This window comes from Alteribacillus sp. HJP-4 (genome assembly GCF_042139015.1).
Lineage (GTDB): Bacteria > Bacillota > Bacilli > Bacillales > Marinococcaceae > JBHIKY01.
The window spans coordinates 46,176-67,858 of the sequence record NZ_JBHIKY010000014.1; the positions used below are offsets into that span (position 1 = coordinate 46,176).

The following is a 21,683-nucleotide window of genomic DNA, read 5'->3' on the forward strand; positions in this document are numbered from 1 at the left end:
TGGCCGAAGGGGTGAAAAGATTTCTTTTCACGGTACCACCCTTCTTCACGGCATAAGCCGCCTCAGCGACAGTTTTCACTGTCATCACCTGATAACGGGAGAAGATGTGTAAGTCTCCGCCCGGCCTCTGCTACTAGCTCAGCTTTCACATAGGCACTCTGAGGTGAGTTCATTTCCGGGGGTACCGCCGTTTCTCAGCTGCAACGGCTCTCTGTAGATACCAATTACGAAAATTACTTTTCCTCTTCTGCGTGTTAACATAGTTAATTGTAATTTTTAAGAATTCAGCCGACTCCGGCCTCTTTTTCTTGAGTATAAACCTTTACGCCATCCTGTACAACCTTACTGCGAAATGCTTCGAGCAGAAGCTTAGTTTCGGTGCCCGGTTTTCCATCTCCAATGATGCGTCCATCTACCTTCACTACAGCGATAACCTCTGCCGCAGTGCCGGTGAGAAACACTTCATCAGCGGTGTACACATCATGGCGGGTAAAAGGTTCTTCCTTCACATTATATCCTATATCCCTTGCCATTTCTACAATAGCATTACGGGTAATTCCTTCTAATGCACCGATATAGCCCGGAGGTGTAATTAAAGTACCGTCTCTGTAAATGAACACATTATCTGCAGAGCCTTCTGCGACATAGCCTTCGGTGTTGAGCATTAATGCTTCACTGACACCGGCCAGGCCGGCTTCAAGCTTGACAAGTATATTGTTCAGATAATTTAACGACTTCACTTTTGGACTCAGAACATCCGGACGGTTACGACGAGTAGCAACTGTCACGATCTCAAGGCCATTTTCGTAAAATTCCTTTGGATAAATGGCAAGCTCTTCGGCGATGACAATGATCTGCGGCTCAGAGCACGAGGACGGATCGAGTCCCAGGTTGCCGACACCGCGGGAGACGACTAGTCGAATGTACGCGTCGTTCAGTTGATTTTTCCGCAGAGTTTCCACGATGATCTCCTGCATTTCCTCCATCGTATTTGGAATATCGAGCATAATAGATTTTGCTGAATTGTATAGGCGGATAAGATGCTCTTCCAGCTTATAGACATTTCCATTGTAGACCCTGATCCCTTCGAAGACTCCGTCTCCGTAAAGAAAGCCGTGATCATACACTGAAATCTTAGCATCCTCTTTCCTTACAAATTCACCGCTTAAATAAATCCACTGCTCCTCCACTTCTAAATCACCCCTGATGTCCATTCCATCCATCGCTGCGGTAAAATAATATGCACCCTGTACTTTCGGGGCAGGCATTTGTATTTCTGTTAGCGACAAAACGTGTTTGACGTTTATAATACGCCGATTGAGAGGCGCGGTCAACCACTTTTTATAAATTATTAGACGATTCGGATTAATGTGCATCTTTATGAATGCGTTTACACACTTCTTATATATGGAATAAGGCCAAACAAAAAAACTTCACCGGCATGCGCGGGAAGTTCTGGTTAATTTTATAAAAGTGGCGTCCCAGGACGGATTCGAACCGCCGACCGACGCCTTAGAAGGGCGTTGCTCTATCCAGCTGAGCTACTGGGACATAACGTATACTTATTATACGATCGGCTTTTGCGACAAGTTTAATAATAGTATATTCCGTTTTTGAAGTCAACCTTATTTTCGAGCATACCAGCTAAGTATATGAATTAAAGCGGGCTGATTGCAGTACGAATTCCCCCAGCCATACGGTCGAGGCTGCTGAAAAAGTACTGTCGTGGAAAAAATGTCTGTTAATCTTAATAGCTGAATTTTAGACTTTTTTATTTGTTAAAGCAATTGATCACCCCAGCGCAAACTCGTTTGCTATGCTCTGATCAACCTCTCTTGCTATTTCCGGTGGTTAGCTGAAGCGCTGACGCGGAAAGCATCCGCAAGCAGCATATTGATAAGCATGCCGGCCAGCCACAGCTGGTTCTATGAACACTGGTTCCGCTATTTTCTTTAAACAGCACAGATTGATTAAATAACGAATCTCATGTCCACATTCGTTCCATCTTCCTGGATTTCGTTCAAGGCTACAATGCTCTGGAGTAAGCCGGAGGATGACGAAGGAATCGGTCTCAATTTGATTACTCCATGGAAAAGCTTTGTCGCATATCTGAAATTTCTTCTCCGGATATCCTTTCCAGAAAAGAAACCGTGCACAGTTTGTCCACGACGCTGACAACAGCATACGTTTGTTCTCGCCGTCCTCTTGGCAGCAACAGGCTGCCCGGGTTTATAAAAATAACCTTATTTTCTTGAAATGCTTCAGCAATGTGACTATGGCCAAAGCATGCGATCGCTGCTTCCTCTTCTTCTGCTTTATAAGAAAGTGGAACATTGGTCATTTTTACGTTGTAAAGATGGCCGTGAGTAACCATAACATTGATCCCTTTTACTTCTTTGGTAAGGTACTCTTGGAATTCGCCCGGAATATCACAGTTTCCTTCTACCACAAAAGCACCTTTCCAAACCGGAGATGATGCACGAAGCTCCGAGTCCCCGCAGTGAAAAACAGCGTCCATTTCGTCTATGTGACGATCAATCACTTCCTGAAGCTCCTGTTGGCTCCCGTGACTGTCACTGAGAATCAAACATTTCATTGTACCTCTACGCTCCTTTATCAGCCGTGAAACAGATCGGACCAGTAATAATTCAGCTTTTTGAGCGCTTCATACCGGTGGCTGATTGCATTTTTTTCTTCAGGCGTCAGCTCGGCCATCGTCTTATTTTTTTCTGGGACAAAAAACACAGGATCGTATCCAAATCCGCCGGTACCTTTCTCTGCTTCAGCGATTCGTCCCTCGCAGGTTCCGCGGACCACCAATGTTTCCTTGTCCGGAACAGCTACGGCAATCGCACAAACAAATCTGGCTGTGCGTTCTTCGGAAGGCGCACCGTCCAGCTCGTGAAGCAGTTTATTGATATTGGCTTTATCATCTTTCTCTGGGCCGGCATACCGGGCAGAATAAACACCAGGTCCGCCCTGGAGAGCATCCACTTCAAGCCCGGAGTCATCAGCTGCCGCAGGAAATCCGAAGGTTTTCATTACCGCTTCTGCTTTTAGAGCAGCGTTTTCCTCAAAGGTGACTCCGGTTTCTTCAATATCAGCCATTTTAATGTCCAGCAAAGACTTCACTTCTGCTTTACCCTTTAACAGCTCACGGAACTCGCGGATTTTTCCTTCATTTTTTGTAGCAATTACAATTGTATTCATATCAACGGTCCTTCTTTTCAAGGAAAGTGCCGATGCGGGAACCGGTCTCTCCGAGCACTTCCTGTTGAATTAAAAATAATTCCTGAATTCCCTTTTCTCCGAGGTCTAAGAGACGGTTCAGCTGAGAACGATTGTAGGAAGCTTCTTCTCCGGTGCCCTGCAGTTCTACAAACTCTCCATTTCCTGTTAAGACAATATTCATGTCCACGCTCGCTGACGCATCCTCTTTGTAGCATAAATCGAGAATCTCTTCTTGTTCGGCTGTCACTCCGACAGAAATGGCCGCCAAATAATCCTTTACGGGAAGCTGTTTTATTTTATTTCGATCCACACATGTTTGAAGGGCCATTACCATCGCCACAAACGCCCCGGTAATTGCAGCGGTTCTCGTGCCGCCATCCGCCTGAATTACATCGCAGTCGACCCAGATAGTCCTTTCTCCGATGGCAGTGAGATCAACTACAGAGCGGAGTGCCCTGCCGATTAACCGTTGAATTTCCATTGTTCGGCCGCTCAGTTTGCCTTTTGCTGCTTCGCGGATATTACGTTTTTCTGTGGCTCTCGGCAGCATGGAATATTCTGCTGCAATCCAGCCTCTTCCTTCATTTCTCATAAACGGCGGGACCCTGTCTTCCACACTAGCTGTACAAATTACTTTCGTTTCCCCGACTGTGATTAGGACACTTCCCTCCGGGTGCTTCAAAAATTCCGTGTCTATCGTTACAGGCCGTAATTCATCGGCCATTCTTCCATCTAGTCGTGCCATATGTGCGACCTCCCTAATCCTCAACCAATTATGTCTTTGAGTATATTTTTGTTCGACTCATAAAAACAAGGCAGCACGGCCGCCTTGTCTATGCGCGTATGATTATAGCAGATTAACGTCCTTTTCTAAAGCTCTGCTTCATTAATGAAATCTGGTCTGCTGATAGGTTCTGCAATAACTTCTGCAGCCTCCGCATTCTCGTCACCGGCACCTTCGACGTTCAGATCCACCTGGCCGATGCCTTCAATTTCGGTGGCAGTCAGAGCAATCGCCTCTAACGCTTCTGCTGCAGTTCCTTTGCCGCCTTCTTCGGAAAGAAGCGACTCATTGAAGGTTAAAGAGACAACATTTTTCTTGATAACGGGATCAGCGGCAAGCTCCGTTCCGTCCCGGACGGCATTAAAGAGTTCACTTTCCGAAGACGGACCTTTCGTAAGCTCTTCGATTGCTGTTTTCAGCATATCTTCTTCTCCCTGGCTTTCTACACGACGGGTGACGGGGACAAAATAAGGATTATCTCCCTGCTGTGATAAAAAGTAGACAGTGACACTTTCACTGCTTGTCATATCACTGACCGAGCCGGCCTCTAAATTAATACCGTTTTCTCTGCTGAATCCTTCTCCGATCGGTGTTTTCTCCGCAGGCATCATTTCCTGGTCATACCCATTAATCCGGAATTTTACTTCGTCTACATTTTCAAACTGAGTGAGTGTCCATGTCACTGCCTGCAGGATAGCCAGCTCATTTTCCGGGTTGTAAGATTCGAACTCCGTAGAGAAATCAGCAATCGCGGTGCCATTTTCTTCAAGGTGCACATCTACTGCAGTCTCCGGTGGAAGCACTGCCTGGAATCCATTCGGTAAAAATGGAGAAACCGGCCCGTCCGTTACCAGGTATTCGAGTGACTGCTTTAATACACTATCCGTTTTTGGGAGGTCAAAGGTTTGTGGAACTACCTTCCCGTTTTCATCCAGTAAATACAGCTCACGTTTAACCGTTTCTTCCTGTTCTTCTTTTGCTTTATCTTTTGAGTCGTCTTTTTCCTCGGAAGGCTTTGCTTCTCCCGACTCGTCCGCTTCATGGTCAAACTCTTCCATCAGTTCTTCTTCCGTGAATTCGGTAAGAGAAGCCTCGGATTCTTCAGCGGCTTCGTCACTGCCCCCGAATCCGCAGCCGTGCAGGATAAGGGGTACGAGCAGGAATGCCGCTGCCCCGAACATTTTTTTCGTTTCCATCTTCCATTCCCTCCCATGCTAGTTTGTACTAACATGTATACGAGCTTTCAGAGGAAATAGACCTTAGATTATTAATCAGGTTCTATACTACTTTATCGAGCGAAATAGACTGTACATTTTCTGCTTTGCCGTCAAGCCATAGATTAGCAACCTGCTTAAACTGCCGGGCGGATCCCGTTGTATAGAATGCATGATCCGGAGTACGGTTCGACGTGCATATCATAGCATGATAGTTAAGAAGGGTACTTACCTCACGGGCCGTTTCATCACCAGAAGAAATCAAAGTAACAGACGGTCCGGCAGCTTCACTGATCACTTCGTGCAGCAGCGGATAATGGGTACAGCCAAGAATTAATGCATCAAATGCCTTTCCTTTTAATGGCGCCAGTGTCTTTTGAACAATGGAAAGTGCTTCTTCTCCGCTGCAGATCCCCTGCTCAACTAATGGAACAAAAGGAGGACAGGCAAGACTATCCACTTTAATATGTTCGTTAATGGTCCGCAATGCTTTTTCATACGCACCGCTGCGAATCGTTCCTTCCGTGCCGATCACCGCGACATGGTCTTTTTTTGTGACCTTAAGAGCAGAAATGGCACCGGGGAGAATAACCCCGACAACCGGAACGGAAAGAGTCTTTTTTACTTCTTCAAGTACAACAGCAGTAGCCGTATTACATGCAATGACAAGCATTTTTATATTTTCCTGAAGCAGGCGGTGAATCATCTGCCAAGTATAGGTCCGGACCTCTTCAACCGGTCTCGGGCCGTACGGACAGCGGATCGTATCACCTATATATATCATCTCTTCTTTCGGCAGCTGTCTCGCAATTTCTCTTGCCACGGTCAGTCCGCCGACACCTGAGTCAATTACTCCAATCGGTCTGTCCAACGTCAGTCCCTCAATTTCTTATTTTAATAGGTGAAGTTCTTACACTTTTTGTTTTTCTGATGTCATAAGACGGTGAAGTAAATCAATGCTGTTGTCGAGAGCCTCGACCTGCTGACTTGAGAAATCCTCGAGAATTTCCTGCAGGTAATTCTGGCGTTTTTCAATTACTTCTTTTATGATACGTTCGCCTTTTTCTAGTAAATGAATCCGCACCACCCGCCGGTCCTTCTGATCCTTTACTCGTTCCACCAGTTCATTTTTCTCCATTCGGTCAATTAAATCAGTTGTCGTGCTGCATGCAAGGTACATATGATTGGAAAGCTCGCCAATTGTCATATCCCCGTGCTCCTGCAGCCATTGGAGAGCAACGAACTGAGGCGGTGTTATCGGAAATTGATTTAAAATCTCCCGTCCTTTTTGTTTCACAATATAAGAAACGTGCCGTAATGATTTTTCAATTCCCGCAACCTCGGTTTGAGTCAGCATGATTTTCCTCCCTGTTTTTCGATCATTCTTCTATTCTTACTCTTTTTCATTTAATTTTCAAGATATCCGTAAGTAATCGTCACACGTTTGCCTTATATTCTTTCCATTATATTATGCCTTCAACCCAGTGCTGGTGAAGGAAATAGAAAAAGCGCCGCCTCCGACACAGCTCCGGGGCAGCGCTTAAAAATCAGTATCAGGATAAAATAAAGCCTTTAGACGATACTAATTCTTCCACTTCATCCGCTGTTGACAGCTGAATTGCTTCATTGGCAAGCTTCTCTGCCTCTGAGCGGGAAATCTTCCGGAGCTGGCTCCGGGCCGGCAGTACAGATGTAGCGCTCATACTAAATTCATCAAGCCCGAGCCCGAGCAGTAATGGCACAGCCGTTTCTTCTCCAGCCATTTCACCGCACATCCCGGCCCATTTTCCTTCCTTATGAGCGGCATCGATTACATTCTTTATGAGTCGCAGAATCGCGGGATGGTACGGCTGATACAAGTGAGCTACTTTTTCACTCATACGGTCAGCGGCCATCGTATATTGAATCAAGTCGTTTGTTCCAATACTGAAGAAGTCAACTTCCTTAGCGAAGATATCTGCAGCGACAGCAGTAGAAGGTATTTCGACCATAATGCCGACTTCTACTTTTTCGGACACGTCAATGCCTTCTTTGATCAAATCCTCTTTTACTGCTTCAAGAATTTTTTTTGCCTGTCTTACCTCTTCTACGGAAGCAACCATAGGAAACATTATCTTCAGATTACCGAAAGCACTTGCTCGAAGCAGTGCGCGGAGCTGAGTTTTGAACATATCGGTTTCTTCAAGGCAAAGACGAATCGCCCGGAAGCCGAGAAAAGGATTAAGCTCTTTCGGGAGGTTCAAATAAGGAAGCTCTTTATCTCCACCGATATCAAGCGTCCGGATGACAACCGGCCTGCCTTCCATCCGGCTCAATACTTCTTTATAAGCTTCAAACTGCTCTTCTTCTGTCGGGAGCTCATCTCTGCCCATGTAAAGAAATTCGGTACGGTATAAGCCAATGCCTTCTGCTCCATTGGAAAGTACACCTTCCATGTCTCCAGGCGTACCAATGTTTGCGGCAAGCTCGACCCGATGGTCATCCGTTGTTACGGAAGGTTCGTTAATAAGCTTTGCCCACTCCTGTTTCTGCTTATTAAATTCCTCGAGTCTCTCTTTGAAGGCTGCAATGGTATTATCATCTGGATGAAGGACAACCTCCCCTTCCATTCCATCAATGATCACTAAGTCTCCTGTTTTGACAGTGCTGGTGACATTTTTGGTTCCAACCACTGCCGGTATTTCCATAGATCGAGCCATAATGGCAGAATGAGAAGTGCGTCCGCCGATATCTGTAGCGAAGCCGCGGATGTATTCAAGATTCAACTGAGCCGTATCCGACGGAGTCAGGTCTTCTGCAATTACGACCGTTTCCTCATCGATCAAAGCAAGGTTGGTATTCTCCATACCGAGAAGGTGCAGCAGAACGCGTTTGGATACATCGCGTATGTCAGCAGCACGTTCCTTCATGTATTCATTCTCCATGCTTTCAAACATAGCGACAAACGTATCCGAAATCTCTTTCATTGCAAATTCCGCATTTACATTTTCCTCGCTGATTTTAGAGGATACGCCATCGACAATTTCCGGGTCCTCAAGCACAAGTAAATGGGCAGAAAAAATTTCTGCTTTGTCTTCTCCCATTTCTTTGTATGTCTTTTCTTTTATGGCCAGCAGTTCGTTTTTGGACTTTTTGACCGCTTCATTAAAACGACCGATTTCTTCTTGCGAATCATCGGTCGTTTTTCTTTGGATGTCCATATCAGGCTGTTCTAAAACAAAAGCTTTTGCAATAGCAATGCCTTTAGAAGCGGCGATGCCTGTTAAGCTTTCAGCCATTATTCTCCTAGCCCTTCTTTCACTACTTCTTCTACTGCAGCCATGGCTTCTTTTTCATCAGAGCCTTCCACTTTGATAGTTACATCAGAGCCTTTGCCGACACCAAGTGACATAACACCCATAATAGATTTAAGGTTCACGGATTTACCATTGTATTCAAGTGTAATGTCAGATGCAAACTGTCCTGCTTTGTTTACCAACTGGGTAGCCGGACGTGCGTGAATTCCTGTGTCATTTGTGATTGTGAAAGTTTTTTGTTCCATTTTCTTATCCCCTTTTCAATTAGTAATATCGCTTACATAAACATACTAAGGACTCTGCCTCAGGTCAAGCGGAAGTTGTCAGCTTTCTATTACGTTACCACCAACGCGCCGAATTAAACCAACATTCTTGAATTCAGCGGCTTCCATCACATTAAAAAAGACATGAGCAAGCTCAGAAGGAAGGAACAGGAGCTGTTCACAAAAACAGCGGCTGTAAAAACTCTCTGAGCATTTACTCATGCCTGATCGTATCAGTAACACGTAAATGGATAGATATGGTGTAGTGATAGCAGCTTTTCAACTAAACGGTATTATAACATTCATAATCCACGACTTCAAGAAAAAATACCGGCCTTCAACATGGAAAGCCGGCAGACTGTTAAATTGTCAATTCTCCCATCCGTATCAATTCGATAACAGCTTGAGATCGCCCCTTGACACCCAATTTCTGCATTGTGTTTGAAATATGATTACGCACAGTTTTTTCACTAATAAATAATTGGGCTGCAATTTCTTTTGTGGTCTTATCCTGTACTAATAACTCAAAGACTTCCCGCTCTCTTTTTGTTAAAACGGAACGGTAGCCTCTATCCAACTCCCTCAAATGGCTTCACCCTTTCCTGGCAAGGCTGTCTCCGTTTGTAACTTTCTATCGAAAGAGCCGGAGGAAGAAAAGAATATAGTCGCAATATACTATGCTCAAAGCATTTGATTGTGCAGAAATACAAGGATTTTCACATAACTCTGATAAAGAATAAGAGTTCGGAAAGCCGCGTATGGGTGTTTTAACTAAAATCCTGCCGGACAGCCCGCGACGGACGTGCTAGTGTCGATGATGTTGGCCACAAGACGTTGCCGGTTTTAATCGACCTGGCGTCTCGTTTGCCCGGCCCTAATCAACCATCTTTTTGTAAAGGGGTAATCATACACATATCTATCCGTAATTGAAAATTATCAGCAGCGATTTTAGCATATAGCTGCTTTAAGAAAATCCCAGCGGAGCAGTTAAGGCACTATTAAAAATAAAAAATCCCCGCTCCCGCGGTGTTAACGCGAAAACAGGGAAAGTATTCTGTACTTATTTTTACGTCCGGTCGCTGCCGAAGAAATTTTTGAACGATTGAAGTGCAGTGTCGCGGTTTAATGCGGCAATGGAAGTTGTCAAAGGAATTCCTTTTGGACATGACTGCACGCAGTTCTGAGAGTTACCACAGTTCGCAAGTCCTCCATCTCCCATTAACGCCTCAAGACGTTCTGATTTGTTCATTTCACCTGTCGGGTGGGCGTTAAAGAGCCGCACCTGGGAAAGTGCTGCAGGTCCAATGAACTCAGAATTGTCATTCACGTTCGGACATGCCTCCAGGCACACACCGCAGGTCATGCATTTTGACAGCTCGTAGGCCCACTGCCGTTTGTTTTCAGCCATTCTCGGACCAGGACCAAGATCATACGTCCCGTCAATCGGAATCCATGCTTTGACCCGCTTCAGAGAATCAAACATTCTGCTGCGGTCCACCATCAGGTCCCGGATCACCGGAAAGGTTTTCATCGGTTCAAGCCGGATCGGCTGCTCGAGTTGATCCACAAGCGCAGTACAGGATTGACGGGGCTTACCGTTAATGATCATCGAACATGCACCGCATACTTCCTCCAGACAGTTCATATCCCAGATAACGGGGGACGTCGGGTTGCCGTTTGCATCGACAGGGTTTCGACGGACTTCCATTAGAGCAGAGATGACGTTCATATTCGGACGGTGCTCTAATTCAAATTCCTGGGTATAGGAATCCTCATCCGGTCCTTCCTGGCGAGTAATTATAAAACGTACTTTTTTTGCTTCACTCATTAATTACCAGCTCCTTGTTTATTGCCTGCCTTTTTCTTCGAATAGTCACGCTTACGAGGTTTAATCAAGGAAACATCTACATCTTCGAATTCAAAATCAGGACCATTTTTAGCCGGGTTGTATTTTGCCTTCGTCGTCTTCAGGAATTCTTCGTCATTCCGTTCAGGAAATTCCGGCTTGAAATGAGCTCCGCGGCTTTCATTACGGTTATAGGCACCAAGGGTCATCACCCGTGCGAGATTCAGCATGCCTCCGAGCTGACGAGTAAAGGAAGCAGCCTGGTTGCTCCATTTTGCCGTATCGTTAATATTCACGTTTTCCAGACGCTCGCTCAATTCCTGAATCTTTTCATCGGTCTGGAGAAGCTTCTCATTTTCACGAACAACCGTAACGTTCGCAGTCATCCACTCCCCAAGCTCTTTATGAAGGACATAGGCGTTTTCACTGCCATCTTTATTCATAATTCCATCGAACTTTTCCTGTTCCTTCTTTTGCTGGGCATCGAAAACAGATGAGGAGAGATCCTCCGATGATTTTTCGAGGCCGTTTAAATATTCTACTGCTTTTGGACCTGCAACCATTCCGCCGTAAATCGCAGATACGAGCGAATTGGCACCAAGACGGTTTGCTCCGTGCTGGGAATAATCACATTCGCCTGCGGCAAACAAACCTGGAATATTGGTCATTTGATCATAGTCGATCCACATGCCGCCCATCGAATAATGTACAGCAGGGAATATCTTCATTGGTACTTTACGAGGGTCATCTCCCATAAACTTCTCGTAAATCTCCATGATGCCACCAAGCTTGATGTCAAGCTCCTTTGGATCCTTATGGGAAAGATCAAGGTAAACCATGTTTTCACCATTGACGCCGAGTTTCTGATTCACGCAGACGTCGAATATTTCACGTGTTGCGATATCACGCGGCACAAGGTTACCATACGCCGGATATTTCTCTTCGAGGAAGTACCATGGCTTTCCGTCCTTATACGTCCAAACTCGTCCGCCTTCACCACGTGCTGATTCACTCATAAGACGAAGCTTGTCATCACCGGGAATTGCTGTCGGATGAATCTGAATAAATTCACCGTTGGCATAGTATACTCCCTGTTCGTATAAAGAGGCTGCCGCATAGCCTGTATTAATCACCGAGTTGGTGGATTTTCCAAAAATAATGCCAGGACCGCCAGTGGCCATAATGACTGCATCACCACGGAACGTTTCAATTTCCATCGAGCGGAGGTTCTGTACACTTACGCCGCGGCAGACCTGATCTTCATCTAAAACAGCGGAAAGAAATTCCCAGCCCTCATATTTATTGACCAGTCCGGCTACCTCATAGCGGCGGACCTGTTCATCAAGTGCGTAAAGAAGCTGCTGGCCGGTTGTTGCACCGGCAAAAGCTGTACGGTGGTGCTGAGTTCCTCCAAAGCGGCGGAAATCGAGGAGACCTTCCGGCGTCCGGTTAAACATAACGCCCATTCGGTCCATCAGATGAATAATTCCAGGGGCCGCTTCACACATTGCTTTTACTGGAGGCTGGTTTGCGAGAAAGTCGCCGCCATAAACAGAGTCATCAAAGTGCTCCCAGGGAGAATCTCCTTCCCCTTTCGTATTCAGCGCTCCATTAATACCGCCCTGAGCACAGACAGAGTGAGAACGTTTCACCGGTACGAGCGAAAACAAATCTACCTGAACGCCTGCTTCAGCTGCTTTTATTGTCGCCATCAGTCCTGCGAGGCCGCCGCCGACTACGATAACTTTACCATTGCTCATAAAAAGACCCACTCCTTACATATTCGCTAAGCTTGGGTCGATGAAAGCGAAGATTGCTCTCATGCCCATAAAGGACAGAACGAGAAAAATGCCGACTGTCGCATACGTTGCAAGCTGCTGTGAACGAGGGCTCACAGTAATTCCCCAGGAAACGAGAAATGACCAGAGTCCATTAGAAAAATGAAATGTCGCAGACAGGACACCGACAATATAGAAGACAAGCATAAAATTACTGCTTAAAATATCTGCCATCATGTCATAGTTGACATCTGCGCCAAAGGAAGCTTGAATTCTTGTCTGCCATACGTGCCACGAAATGAATACAAGCAGGATCACTCCGGTAATACGCTGGGCCAGAAACATCCAGTTCCTGAAATAGCCATAGCGCTTTGTATTACTTTTTCCTTGAAACGCTATGTAAAGTCCATAAATTGCGTGGAACAGCAGAGGAAGAAATATAATAAAAATTTCCAATGCATAGCGCAGCGGCAAGCTTTCCATAAAATGAGCCGCAGCGTTAAATGATTCTGCTCCACGAGTTGCGAAATGATTGACCGTCAGATGCTGGATAAGAAAAATTCCGACCGGTATAACACCGAGCAGGGAATGCAGTCTGCGGTTAAAAAATTCACGATTTTCAGCCATGCCAATGTCCCCCCAAAATAATTTTGCCTGAACGATAGGTGATTATGATTATTAAATTATATAATTGTGCGGATGAAACAACCTCCCTGGCCCCTATTCGGAAAACGGGTGCTCCACATAATTAAAACAGTCACTTCAAGCTGTAAAGCCGCTGTGTGCGGCCTGCTGACAGGACTGTTCATTATTCACCTATGTATGGGTAGTTGAGAGCATCGGGGGAAAGCGAAAAAGACTAATTAGTCTGAATAGTCTACAATTCTGCTCTGTTCCCCTCATTTCCGACAAATTTATTGTACTCCCACTTTAAGAGCCAGTCAAGAAATCGGTGTATCCGTTTACTTGACTTCTTTCCCGTGCCAGGCCTGTATTTGTATGAAAAAAAGGCCCTGCAAAAAATAATCCATCATCCTATAATCATGCGTTCTGTCGGATATTTATAATAGGATTGTGTTTCCTTGCGTTTTACGGAAAATAAAAACACTAAGATTCCAACGCGGCCGATAAACATCATCAGCATCAGAAGAATTTGGCTTCCACTCGTCAAATCAGGAGTCACTCCGGTTGACAGGCCGCACGTACCAAATGCAGAGCTTGCTTCAAAAATTATATCAACTAATGCAATATTATTATTACCCTGCTCAAAAGCACTGATTAATATAATTGAAGTAAAAAGACCCGCAAGAAAAAACGAAATGACAATAAATGCTTTTTGTTTATCTTCCGGATGAAGCTCTCTGCCGAACACCTTTACGTCACTTTTCCCGAGTGCAAAGCTTCGAATTGTCAGAAACATGACAGCCAGAGTAGTCGTCCGAATACCGCCTCCCACACTCGATGGACTTGCGCCAATTATCATCAGCATCGACATGAACAGCAATGTCGGCAGTGTAAACTCGGAGACATCCATCGTCGATAATCCACCGCTTCGTGCTGTCGCAGAATTAAAAACTGAATAGAAAAACTGCTGATGCCAGGCCATACCATCATAATAAGAATTTCCTTCAAGAACCCAGATCCCTGCAACTCCGGCAAGAAAAACAAGAAAGTAGGTTGTTACAGTAACCTTTGTGAAAAGGCTGAAGGTAAAGCCTCTATGCTTGCCCAAAAAGTACTCTCTCAGTTCAATCAGCACTGGAAATCCAATCGCTCCGGCAAATATAAGCAGAATAACGATGAACTGCACATAGTAATCGTTGGCGAATGGAATCAAGGACTGACCGGTGACATCAAAACCAGAGTTTGTAAAAGCGCTCAGCGCAGCAAACGCCCCTTGATAATAAGCCTGCCCTGCCGTTTCAAAGTACTGTAAAAAATATGTACCGAGAATCAGCGCCCCAACGAGCTCAATTCCGAGCGCAAGCAGTAATATACCCCGCAGCAGCCGGACCATACCTGAGAACTGATACTGATTCTGGTCCACCATTATAACCAGACGCTGCGACAGATTTATTTTTCTCCCGAGAAGCATCCATACAAACGTCCCGAGAGACATGATGCCAATACCGCCGATCTGCATGGCGAGTGCAAGAAAAAAGACCCCGGTGTAGCTGAGTGACTCAGATACATTGATCATTGTCAGTCCCGTCACACTCACTGCTGAAACGGAGGTAAATAATGCTTCCAGATAGCTCAGATTCGTACCCGGCTGCTGAGAAACTGGGAGCCAGAGCAGAAAGCTGAATAAAAACATGGAAAAAATATATGAAGAAATGATCATCCTAAAAGGAGTCATAAATTGCTCTAACCCTTTTTTCATCTTGTATACCTCCGCAAAGAATTCGGGCTTTAGTATATCATTTATAAAATACATGCGCTATAGAGATTCTCAGTTTTAGCAGGTATAATGTGTGGTGGAGAAGGTGGGGATATTGTGGAACAAACAGAGAGACTGTATACAGATTTTGGCTATGAAATATTGCGGGGAACGCTTCTTCCTGAATTGCTGGGAAATGAGGAAGCGGATATTCTTTATTGGGGAGGAAAAGTAATTGCCAGAAAGTACCCGCTGGAAACAGTCGAGGACATTCAAGATTTTTTCCATAAAGCCGGATGGGGCGAACTGACGATCCTGAAAAGAAAAAAAAGAGAAATGGCATTCGAATTAGATCATCCAGCCTCTGGTGAAAAATCGTTTAATTTTCAGCTCGAAGCCGGCTTTCTGGCACAACAGCTGGAGATTCAAACAGGCAAATTTACAGAAACCTTTATCATTCCAAAGAAATCACAATTAACCTTTCAAGTTCATTGGGACAAATAATCAGCCCTGTTCAAATGGGAAGCAGGCTATTTTTTAGAACTGCCTAAACAGGGAAGTGCTGAATTCTGCGTTTAAAAAAGCGCAGGTCCCCTTTCCGAAAAACTCGGACAGGAAACTTACGCTCGATCCTGATCATGCAGGCGGTTCATTAATTCCTGCGAAATGCGGTCGGGAATGGCCACTTTTCGAAAATCATCGAGAGTGGCTTCTTTCATTTTCTTCATCGAGCCAAAGTGCTTTAACAGTTGGCGCTTCCGCTTTTCGCCAATCCCTGGTATATCATCGAGTATAGAAGTGAACATGCTTTTTCCACGGATTTGTCGATGAAAGGTAATCGCGAACCGGTGCACTTCATCCTGGATTCTCTGCAGCAGATAAAACTCATGGCTGTTCCGCTGCAGCGGCACGATCGCGGGAGGCTCTCCAATGATCAGCTCCGACGTTTTATGCTTTTCATCCTTTGCCATTCCGGCTACCGGAATCGTGAGCCCCAGCTCATCTTCCAGTACGCTTTTTGCTGCACTCAGCTGCCCCTTGCCTCCGTCGATTAAAATAAGGTCCGGAAACGCAGCTTCTTCTTTTAACAGCCGAAAATAGCGGCGGCGTACCACTTCTTTCATGGAGGCATAATCATCCGGTCCCTCGACACTGCGCACTTTATACTTACGGTAATCTTTTTTATGAGGCTTGCCGTCCAAAAATGTTACCATAGCGGCGACAGGATCGGTCCCCTGAATATTAGAGTTATCAAACGCCTCAATTCGGTACGGAGTATCAATACCGAGAGCTTCTCCGAGCTGTTCCACTGCTTTGGTTGTCCTCTCTTCATCTCTTTCAATGAGGGCAAACCTTTCCCGCAGAGCCTGTTCGGCATTTTTTTCAGCCAGCGCTAATAGTTCTCTTTTTTTGCCGCGCTTTGGCTGCACAACTTTTACCTCCAGCAGCTGTTCGGCGAGCTCCGAATCAATGGCTGCCGAAATCACAACCTCCTTCGGCTTTATGTGTTCTTCTTTCAAATAAAACTGGCCAAGATACGTAAAAAAATCGTCTTCCGGCTCTTGATAAAACGGAAATACCGACACATCCCGTTCAATCAGTTTTCCCTGCCGAACAAAAAAGACCTGCACGCACATCCAGCCTTTATCATATGAAAAGCCAAACACATCCCGGCTCACCTGATCATTTATCGTCATTTTTTGTTTTTCCATCACTGCATCAATATGATGCATTTGATCGCGCATTTCCTTTGCACGTTCAAAGTTCAGTTCCTCTGCGGCATGCTCCATTTTTACCTGCAGCTCTTTTTTCACTTCCTGATGTCCGTTATTCAAAAATTTTGCTATCCGCTGGACAAGGTCACGGTTGGTGTCTTCGCTGACTTCAAATTCACACGGGGCAAGACATTGGCCGATGTGATAATAAAGGCATACCCGGTCCGGCAGGGTTCGGCATTTCCGCAATGGATACAAACGATCAAGCAGCTTTTTTGTTTCATTGGCAGCACCGGCATTCGGATAGGGACCAAAATATTTGCCGCCGTCTTTTTTCACCTTGCGGGTCGTAATCAATCGGGGGTGCTCCTCATTTGTTATTTTTAAATACGGGTAGGATTTATCATCTTTTAGCAGCACATTGTACTTCGGTTCATATTTTTTAATCAAATTCATTTCTAATATAAGAGCTTCAAGATTTGAAGACGTGATAATGTATTCAAAATCACGGATTTCCATTACCAGCCGCTGCGTTTTTCCGTCATGAGATCCACGGAAATAAGAACGGACTCTATTCTTCAGCACCTTGGCTTTTCCGACGTAGATGACGGTCCCATGCTTGTTTTTCATTAAATAACAGCCTGGCTGGCCCGGAAGAACCGCCAGCTTTTCTTGAATGGAGTTTGTCACCGGCTCTCCCTCCCTTCGATTATTGTTCTATCTCTTTATCTTCCTCGAGCCATTTCTTTAAAAGCTCGGCATGGTTCCAGCGTTTTTCTTTTGCTGCGAACACCAGCGTGATCGTTTCTGTTCTTGCCTGCTTTTTCATCTTATTATATATGGAAATCGCTTCCTTATCAGCAATTATTTCAGATTTGTACCTTGAAGCAAAGACCGGATATTTCTCTTTCTCATGAGCGAACCATTGCCGCAGTTCCTTTGAAGGTGCTATCTCTTTCACCCAATCATCAAGCGCTGCCTTTTCTTTGGAGATGCCGCGCGGCCAGACCCGGTCCACTAAGAAACGAAATCCGTCATTGTGTGCCGGTTTTTCATAAATTCTTTTTGTTTGAATTGGCATAACAACCTCCGTATATTACAGAAAAAACTGCTGATCGCAATCAGCAGTTTTCCCGTTTTAAAGGTGCTTATTCAACAATTCTACGAGCTGTTCCTTTGGCTGAAAGCCTACAACCTGCTCGACTACCTCGCCGTCCTTGAAAACGAGCAGTGTCGGTATGCTCATCACACCGTACTTACCTGCTGTTTCCTGGTTTTCATCTACATCAAGTTTCGCGATTTTAATTTGTTCGCCCATTTCAGAATCAATTTCTTCCAATACGGGAGCGATCATTTTACAAGGTCCGCACCATGGTGCCCAAAAGTCAGCAAGTACAACACCTGCAGAAGTTTCATTTGAGAAATTTTGGTCGGATACATTTACAATTGCCATTGTTTATTGTCCTCCTTTATAGTAGCTTGCGCTATCCAACTGCTATTATAGCATTAAGGTTACAATCGTTGCTAACGAACTGCTCTAGCTATTATTACCCTATGCAGAAAGCAAAAAAACGTTGGATAATGTTTATTCTGGAATCTTACATGATATACGGGACGACCTGCAACAAAATGAGCTCGGAGGCAGAATTTATGAGCTTATAGACTTTTCCTTCGTTTAGGACGAACGGAAGAAAAAATACTGTCATGACAATGGACGGAACGCTGTTCACCCCATCCGTATGTTCAAATACCTTCTCCTTAAAACCATCTATACGTTGTCTGACGTAACTCTCGTGGAACGAACACAGGTCCCACGGAAAGCGTCCGCCTGCAGGGATGAAATCAACAAAATCTTACTTTCTTATATTTTAAAAAAAGCTAAGGCTTTCGCCATTTGAATCTGGCGGATTTGCCTTAGCTTATCTATTAATAGGTTTGTTCTGTCTATTTCGAGCAGCGATTTTAAGTTAATTCGAAACCGCTTTTTTAAATTCCTCGGTTAATTTCGGAACTACCTCAAACAAGTCCCCAACAATGCCGTAATCGGCGACCTCAAAAATTGGTGCTTCTGGATCTTTGTTGATCGCAACGATCACTTTTGAGTTAGACATTCCGGCAAGATGCTGAATTGCTCCGGAGAGACCTGCGGCAATATATAAATCAGGAGTAACTACCTTACCGGTCTGGCCAATCTGCAGAGAATAATCACAATACTCTGCATCACATGCTCCTCTTGACGCACCAACTGCGGCACCGAGAACGTCAGCCAGTTCCTGCAGTGGTTTAAAACCTTCCGCACTTTTCACTCCCCGTCCTCCGGCTACAATTATTTTTGCTTCAGCCAGATCAACGCCGCCGCTTGTTTTTTTGACGACTTCTTTTACGATCGTACGAAGATCCTTTACTTCCAAGGAAATGGAGGAAATGTCCCCACTCTTTCCTTCGTCCTTCGTTTCCGGGGCAATATTATTAGGACGGATGGTAGCAAGTGTTGGTCCATCTGAAATGCTTAACTTTTCAAAGGCTTTCCCGGAATAAATCGGCCGTGTAAATACCGTGCTGCCTCCGCTCGATTCGACATCCACGGCGTCAGAGACCAGCCCTGCTCCGATTTTTGCTGCGATCCGGGGGGCAAGATCTTTCCCGCTTGATGTGTGACCAAGGATAATTCCGTCTGGACTTTCCTGTTCAAACACCTGCAGCAGCGCCTGTTTATAAGCATCCGTAGTGTACTGGACCAGATCGGAATTTTCTGATGTCAGCACACGGTCAGCGCCATATTTTATTAATTCTTCAGCATGTCCCTGGAGGTTTTCACCGAACAGGAGCCCTACGACCTCTCCGCCGTCTGCAATTCTGCGTCCGGCCGCAATTGCTTCAAATGATACATTTCGCAGTTCTCCATCTTTTATCTCACCAAGCACGAGTATTTTATTTGCCATTGTTGTGCCCCTCCCTTATATGACCTTTGCTTCGCTTTTTAGAAGTTCTACAAGCTCACGGACCTGATCATCTGTATCTCCTTCAAGCACCTTTCCTGCTCCTTTTTCAGGAGGCAGAAATCGATCGATGGTGCTTGTTTTTGCGGCTACATCCTCTTCTTCCAGGTCAAGGTCATCCAAATCAAGAGTTTCAAGCGGTTTTTTCTTCGCTTTCATAATTCCCGGAAGAGAAGGATAGCGCGGTTCATTCAGGCCCTGCTGGCAGGTGACTAACAGCGGCAGGGAGGTTTCAACGATTTCTACGTCACCTTCCACATCCCGCTCAATGCTGACAGAGGTTCCATTGACCTCGAGCTTCGTAATCGTAGTCAGCTGATTGATGCCAAGCCCTTCCGCCACTCGGGGAGCAACCTGGCCGGCGCCGTCATCCACAGCCACATTACCACCGAGAATAATATCGTATTCTTGATCCTTCAAGTAAGCTGTTAGAATTTCGCCGATTGTATAATGATCAATATCTTCATCTACATCCTCCACATCAATTAGAACGGCCTTATCCGCTCCCATCGCGAGAGCTGTGCGGAGCTGTTTTTCCGCTTCCTCATCACCGACAGTTACGACGGTTACTTCACCGCCGTGTTCATCGCGGAGTACAATGGCTTCCTCCAGCGCGTATTCGTCGTAAGGGTTAATAATAAATTCAGCCCCGTCTTCATCAATTTTGCCGTCCGTGATAACGATTTTTTCTTCCGTGTCGAACGTCCTTTTCATAATGACAAAAATATTCATGTGCACGCCTCCTGTAAATGAAGATGTTACCTGTTTTTAAACTCAGGTTTTCTTTTCTCTAAAAAAGCATGAATTCCTTCTTTTCCATCTTCTGATTCAAATGCTTTACCAAATAACTGCGCTTCTTTATCCGTTCCTTCAGAAAAACGGCTGTGCTTAGCATACTGCAGCAATTCAATAATCATTTTCACGTTTACAGTACTTTTTGCAGCTATTTTACCTGCCAGTTTTTTCGCCTCGTCAAGCAGTTGTTCTGCGGGATATGTCCGGTTTACGAGTCCGATCCTCTCTGCCGCCGCTCCTGATACCGGCTCCCCGGTTAACAGCATTTCAGCGGCTTTCGGACGTCCAACAAGCTCCGGAAGTCGCTGACTCCCGGCAAAACCAGGCACAAGCCCGAGGGTCAGCTCAGGAAGGCCAAGCTTTGCATCCTCGGCTGCAAGCCGCAGGTGGCAGGCCATCGCAAGCTCCAGGCCGCCCCCAAGGGCAGCTCCGTGTACAGCCGCAATGACGGGTTTTGAAAGGGCTTCCAAATGATCGAATATTGATTGGCCAAGTCTGGCCAGCTCTGAAAATTCTGTTCCGTCCTTTACTTTTGTGAATTCTTTAATATCGGCTCCCGCGGCAAAGAATTTTCCATCACCGTAAAGAAGAATCACACGGACTTCCTCATCTTCTTCGCAACCCTTCAGGACCAAGGATAATTCTTCAAGCACTCCACGAGAGAGTGCATTGGCAGGGGGCCTCTTTAAGGTCACTTCTGCCACATGATTTTCTTTTGCAAGCTCTAAAAATTCCATCGCCTGCTCTTCCTCCCCTGTCGTGTAATTACGATCTGACGCCTGCCCCAAAGCCGTGAAGCAGCATGTCATGTACAGGCTGGCTCAGCGCTTCGAGGTCATATTTACAATCCTTCATTACCCAGTTGGTTACCACTTCATCAAGTGTACCAAAGATCATCTGCCGGGCCAGCTTTTCATTTAATTCCTCAGAGAAAATATTTTCTCGTTTTCCTGTTAAAATAATTTCTTCCATCAGTGTTAAGTAGTCTTTTAATACTTCATTGATCCTCTGGCGCAGACTGCTGTTCGACTGGCGCAGCTCAAGCTGAGTAACGACAGCGAGCTCTTTATCAGCAGCCAGCTGCTTGAAATGCATGGTTACAAGCACTTGCAGCTGTTCTTCCATCGTAGCGGCATGCTTCAGCTTTTCCCTTATCTTTTCAACGAATACACCCATTTTTTCTTCAAATAAAGAAATTAAGATATCTTCTTTATTATTAAAATATAAATAGATTGTTCCATCTGCCACTCCGGCCTGCTTGGCAATCTTGGAAACCTGGGCATGATGATATCCGTTGACAGCTATAACAGTAACAGCTGCTTCGATAATCTGATCGTATTTAGGCCCTTTTCTTTTACCCATTTGATTACTTCCTTTCGCGC

22 protein-coding genes, 1 tRNA gene, 1 pseudogene and 1 other annotated feature are annotated in these 21,683 nt (G+C 45.3%); of the genes and pseudogenes, 2 read left to right on the forward strand and 22 right to left on the reverse strand.

Going from position 1 to position 21,683, the window contains the following annotated elements; genetic code table 11:
- Window positions 1-4: 4 nt before the first annotated feature.
- Window positions 5-259: a binding site (T-box leader), on the reverse strand.
- Window positions 260-284: 25 nt separating this feature from the next.
- From ilvE to ACE4RR_RS13780, 15 genes are all read right to left on the reverse strand, one after another.
- Window positions 285-1,190, reverse strand: a complete 906-nt coding sequence (gene ilvE, locus ACE4RR_RS13710; RefSeq protein ID WP_375536039.1) for a branched-chain-amino-acid transaminase — start codon at window positions 1,188-1,190, stop codon at window positions 285-287.
- Window positions 1,191-1,474: 284 nt separating this feature from the next.
- Window positions 1,475-1,551: transfer RNA gene (locus ACE4RR_RS13715), tRNA-Arg, on the reverse strand.
- Window positions 1,552-2,080: 529 nt separating this feature from the next.
- Window positions 2,081-2,596, reverse strand: coding sequence for a metallophosphoesterase family protein (locus ACE4RR_RS13720; protein WP_375535996.1), 516 nt, complete (start codon window positions 2,594-2,596; stop codon window positions 2,081-2,083).
- Window positions 2,597-2,616: 20 nt separating this feature from the next.
- Complete coding sequence (locus tag ACE4RR_RS13725; protein WP_375535997.1) at window positions 2,617-3,210, reverse strand: XTP/dITP diphosphatase; 594 nt, start codon at window positions 3,208-3,210, stop codon at window positions 2,617-2,619.
- A gap of 1 nt (window position 3,211) precedes the next feature.
- Window positions 3,212-3,976 carry a ribonuclease PH gene (gene rph / locus ACE4RR_RS13730; protein WP_375535998.1) on the reverse strand — a complete coding sequence of 255 codons (765 nt, stop codon included), beginning with the start codon at window positions 3,974-3,976 and terminating at the stop codon, window positions 3,212-3,214.
- Window positions 3,977-4,101: 125 nt separating this feature from the next.
- Complete coding sequence (locus ACE4RR_RS13735) at window positions 4,102-5,211, reverse strand: GerMN domain-containing protein (RefSeq protein ID WP_375535999.1); 1,110 nt, start codon at window positions 5,209-5,211, stop codon at window positions 4,102-4,104.
- Between the two features lie 82 nt (window positions 5,212-5,293).
- Window positions 5,294-6,100 (reverse strand): glutamate racemase, encoded by an 807-nt coding sequence (racE, locus tag ACE4RR_RS13740; RefSeq protein ID WP_375536000.1) that lies wholly within the window; start codon window positions 6,098-6,100, stop codon window positions 5,294-5,296.
- A gap of 39 nt (window positions 6,101-6,139) precedes the next feature.
- A complete protein-coding gene (locus tag ACE4RR_RS13745) occupies window positions 6,140-6,586 on the reverse strand; it encodes a MarR family winged helix-turn-helix transcriptional regulator (RefSeq protein WP_375536001.1) in 447 nt (148 codons plus the stop codon).
- A gap of 196 nt (window positions 6,587-6,782) precedes the next feature.
- Window positions 6,783-8,507, reverse strand: a complete 1,725-nt coding sequence (gene ptsP, locus ACE4RR_RS13750; RefSeq protein WP_375536002.1) for a phosphoenolpyruvate--protein phosphotransferase — start codon at window positions 8,505-8,507, stop codon at window positions 6,783-6,785.
- A complete protein-coding gene (locus ACE4RR_RS13755) occupies window positions 8,507-8,770 on the reverse strand; it encodes a phosphocarrier protein HPr (RefSeq protein ID WP_375536003.1) in 264 nt (87 codons plus the stop codon). The genes ptsP and ACE4RR_RS13755 overlap by 1 nt, the downstream gene beginning before the upstream one ends.
- A 379-nt stretch (window positions 8,771-9,149) precedes the next feature.
- Entirely contained in the window at window positions 9,150-9,374 is a 225-nt protein-coding gene (locus ACE4RR_RS13760) for a helix-turn-helix domain-containing protein (protein ID WP_375536004.1), read from the reverse strand.
- A 480-nt stretch (window positions 9,375-9,854) separates the two neighbouring features.
- The gene (sdhB, locus tag ACE4RR_RS13765) at window positions 9,855-10,616 is read right to left on the reverse strand and encodes a succinate dehydrogenase iron-sulfur subunit (RefSeq protein WP_375536005.1); all 762 of its coding nucleotides are present in this window, start codon (window positions 10,614-10,616) and stop codon (window positions 9,855-9,857) included.
- Complete coding sequence (gene sdhA / locus ACE4RR_RS13770) at window positions 10,616-12,394, reverse strand: succinate dehydrogenase flavoprotein subunit (RefSeq protein ID WP_375536006.1); 1,779 nt, start codon at window positions 12,392-12,394, stop codon at window positions 10,616-10,618. The genes sdhB and sdhA overlap by 1 nt, the downstream gene beginning before the upstream one ends.
- 15 nt (window positions 12,395-12,409) lie before the next feature.
- Complete coding sequence (locus ACE4RR_RS13775) at window positions 12,410-13,039, reverse strand: succinate dehydrogenase cytochrome b558 subunit (protein ID WP_375536007.1); 630 nt, start codon at window positions 13,037-13,039, stop codon at window positions 12,410-12,412.
- A gap of 403 nt (window positions 13,040-13,442) precedes the next feature.
- Window positions 13,443-14,795, reverse strand: a complete 1,353-nt coding sequence (locus ACE4RR_RS13780; RefSeq protein WP_375536008.1) for a TrkH family potassium uptake protein — start codon at window positions 14,793-14,795, stop codon at window positions 13,443-13,445.
- Window positions 14,796-14,909: 114 nt separating this feature from the next.
- Between ACE4RR_RS13780 and ACE4RR_RS13785 the strand changes: the two genes are divergently transcribed.
- Window positions 14,910-15,296, forward strand: coding sequence for a YslB family protein (locus ACE4RR_RS13785; RefSeq protein ID WP_375536009.1), 387 nt, complete (start codon window positions 14,910-14,912; stop codon window positions 15,294-15,296).
- 116 nt (window positions 15,297-15,412) lie between these two features.
- Here ACE4RR_RS13785 and uvrC read toward each other — a convergent pair whose 3' ends face one another.
- The 3 genes from uvrC to trxA all read right to left on the reverse strand — a co-directional run bounded on the left by uvrC (window position 15,413) and on the right by trxA (window position 17,960).
- Window positions 15,413-17,137: an excinuclease ABC subunit UvrC gene (gene uvrC, locus ACE4RR_RS13790; RefSeq protein WP_375536040.1), complete on the reverse strand. Its 1,725-nt coding sequence runs from the start codon at window positions 17,135-17,137 to the stop codon at window positions 15,413-15,415.
- A 79-nt stretch (window positions 17,138-17,216) separates the two neighbouring features.
- On the reverse strand, window positions 17,217-17,588 hold the full coding sequence (locus ACE4RR_RS13795) for a DUF488 domain-containing protein (protein ID WP_375536010.1): 372 nt from the start codon (window positions 17,586-17,588) through the stop codon (window positions 17,217-17,219).
- A 57-nt stretch (window positions 17,589-17,645) separates the two neighbouring features.
- Complete coding sequence (gene trxA / locus ACE4RR_RS13800) at window positions 17,646-17,960, reverse strand: thioredoxin (RefSeq protein WP_375536011.1); 315 nt, start codon at window positions 17,958-17,960, stop codon at window positions 17,646-17,648.
- Window positions 17,961-18,150: 190 nt separating this feature from the next.
- Between trxA and ACE4RR_RS13805 the strand changes: the two are divergent.
- A pseudogene (locus tag ACE4RR_RS13805) lies at window positions 18,151-18,315 on the forward strand (transposase); the annotation flags it as partial.
- 159 nt (window positions 18,316-18,474) lie between these two features.
- Here ACE4RR_RS13805 and ACE4RR_RS13810 read toward each other — a convergent pair.
- The 4 genes from ACE4RR_RS13810 to ACE4RR_RS13825 are packed head-to-tail and all read right to left on the reverse strand — an operon-like array spanning window position 18,475 to window position 21,663.
- Window positions 18,475-19,449 carry an electron transfer flavoprotein subunit alpha/FixB family protein gene (locus ACE4RR_RS13810; RefSeq protein WP_375536012.1) on the reverse strand — a complete coding sequence of 325 codons (975 nt, stop codon included), beginning with the start codon at window positions 19,447-19,449 and terminating at the stop codon, window positions 18,475-18,477.
- A gap of 15 nt (window positions 19,450-19,464) precedes the next feature.
- Window positions 19,465-20,238 carry an electron transfer flavoprotein subunit beta/FixA family protein gene (locus ACE4RR_RS13815; RefSeq protein ID WP_375536013.1) on the reverse strand — a complete coding sequence of 258 codons (774 nt, stop codon included), beginning with the start codon at window positions 20,236-20,238 and terminating at the stop codon, window positions 19,465-19,467.
- Between the two features lie 26 nt (window positions 20,239-20,264).
- A complete protein-coding gene (locus ACE4RR_RS13820) occupies window positions 20,265-21,038 on the reverse strand; it encodes an enoyl-CoA hydratase (RefSeq protein WP_375536014.1) in 774 nt (257 codons plus the stop codon).
- Window positions 21,039-21,066: 28 nt separating this feature from the next.
- Window positions 21,067-21,663: a fatty acid metabolism transcriptional regulator FadR gene (locus ACE4RR_RS13825; RefSeq protein ID WP_375536015.1), complete on the reverse strand. Its 597-nt coding sequence runs from the start codon at window positions 21,661-21,663 to the stop codon at window positions 21,067-21,069.
- Window positions 21,664-21,683: the final 20 nt, after the last annotated feature.

Coding starts and splice junctions, on each gene's coding strand:
- ACE4RR_RS13720 (WP_375535996.1), bottom strand. CDS start 2,596: ATGAAATGTTTGATTCTCAGTGACAGTCACGGGAGCCAACAGGAGCTT.
- ACE4RR_RS13725 (WP_375535997.1), bottom strand. CDS start 3,210: ATGAATACAATTGTAATTGCTACAAAAAATGAAGGAAAAATCCGCGAG.
- rph (WP_375535998.1), bottom strand. CDS start 3,976: ATGGCACGACTAGATGGAAGAATGGCCGATGAATTACGGCCTGTAACG.
- ACE4RR_RS13735 (WP_375535999.1), bottom strand. CDS start 5,211: ATGGAAACGAAAAAAATGTTCGGGGCAGCGGCATTCCTGCTCGTACCC.
- ACE4RR_RS13745 (WP_375536001.1), bottom strand. CDS start 6,586: ATGCTGACTCAAACCGAGGTTGCGGGAATTGAAAAATCATTACGGCAC.
- ptsP (WP_375536002.1), bottom strand. CDS start 8,507: ATGGCTGAAAGCTTAACAGGCATCGCCGCTTCTAAAGGCATTGCTATT.
- ACE4RR_RS13755 (WP_375536003.1), bottom strand. CDS start 8,770: ATGGAACAAAAAACTTTCACAATCACAAATGACACAGGAATTCACGCA.
- sdhB (WP_375536005.1), bottom strand. CDS start 10,616: ATGAGTGAAGCAAAAAAAGTACGTTTTATAATTACTCGCCAGGAAGGA.
- sdhA (WP_375536006.1), bottom strand. CDS start 12,394: ATGAGCAATGGTAAAGTTATCGTAGTCGGCGGCGGCCTCGCAGGACTG.
- ACE4RR_RS13775 (WP_375536007.1), bottom strand. CDS start 13,039: ATGGCTGAAAATCGTGAATTTTTTAACCGCAGACTGCATTCCCTGCTC.
- ACE4RR_RS13780 (WP_375536008.1), bottom strand. CDS start 14,795: ATGAAAAAAGGGTTAGAGCAATTTATGACTCCTTTTAGGATGATCATT.
- uvrC (WP_375536040.1), bottom strand. CDS start 17,137: ATGAAAAACAAGCATGGGACCGTCATCTACGTCGGAAAAGCCAAGGTG.
- ACE4RR_RS13795 (WP_375536010.1), bottom strand. CDS start 17,588: ATGCCAATTCAAACAAAAAGAATTTATGAAAAACCGGCACACAATGAC.
- trxA (WP_375536011.1), bottom strand. CDS start 17,960: ATGGCAATTGTAAATGTATCCGACCAAAATTTCTCAAATGAAACTTCT.
- ACE4RR_RS13810 (WP_375536012.1), bottom strand. CDS start 19,449: ATGGCAAATAAAATACTCGTGCTTGGTGAGATAAAAGATGGAGAACTG.
- ACE4RR_RS13815 (WP_375536013.1), bottom strand. CDS start 20,238: ATGAATATTTTTGTCATTATGAAAAGGACGTTCGACACGGAAGAAAAA.
- ACE4RR_RS13820 (WP_375536014.1), bottom strand. CDS start 21,038: ATGGAATTTTTAGAGCTTGCAAAAGAAAATCATGTGGCAGAAGTGACC.
- ACE4RR_RS13825 (WP_375536015.1), bottom strand. CDS start 21,663: ATGGGTAAAAGAAAAGGGCCTAAATACGATCAGATTATCGAAGCAGCT.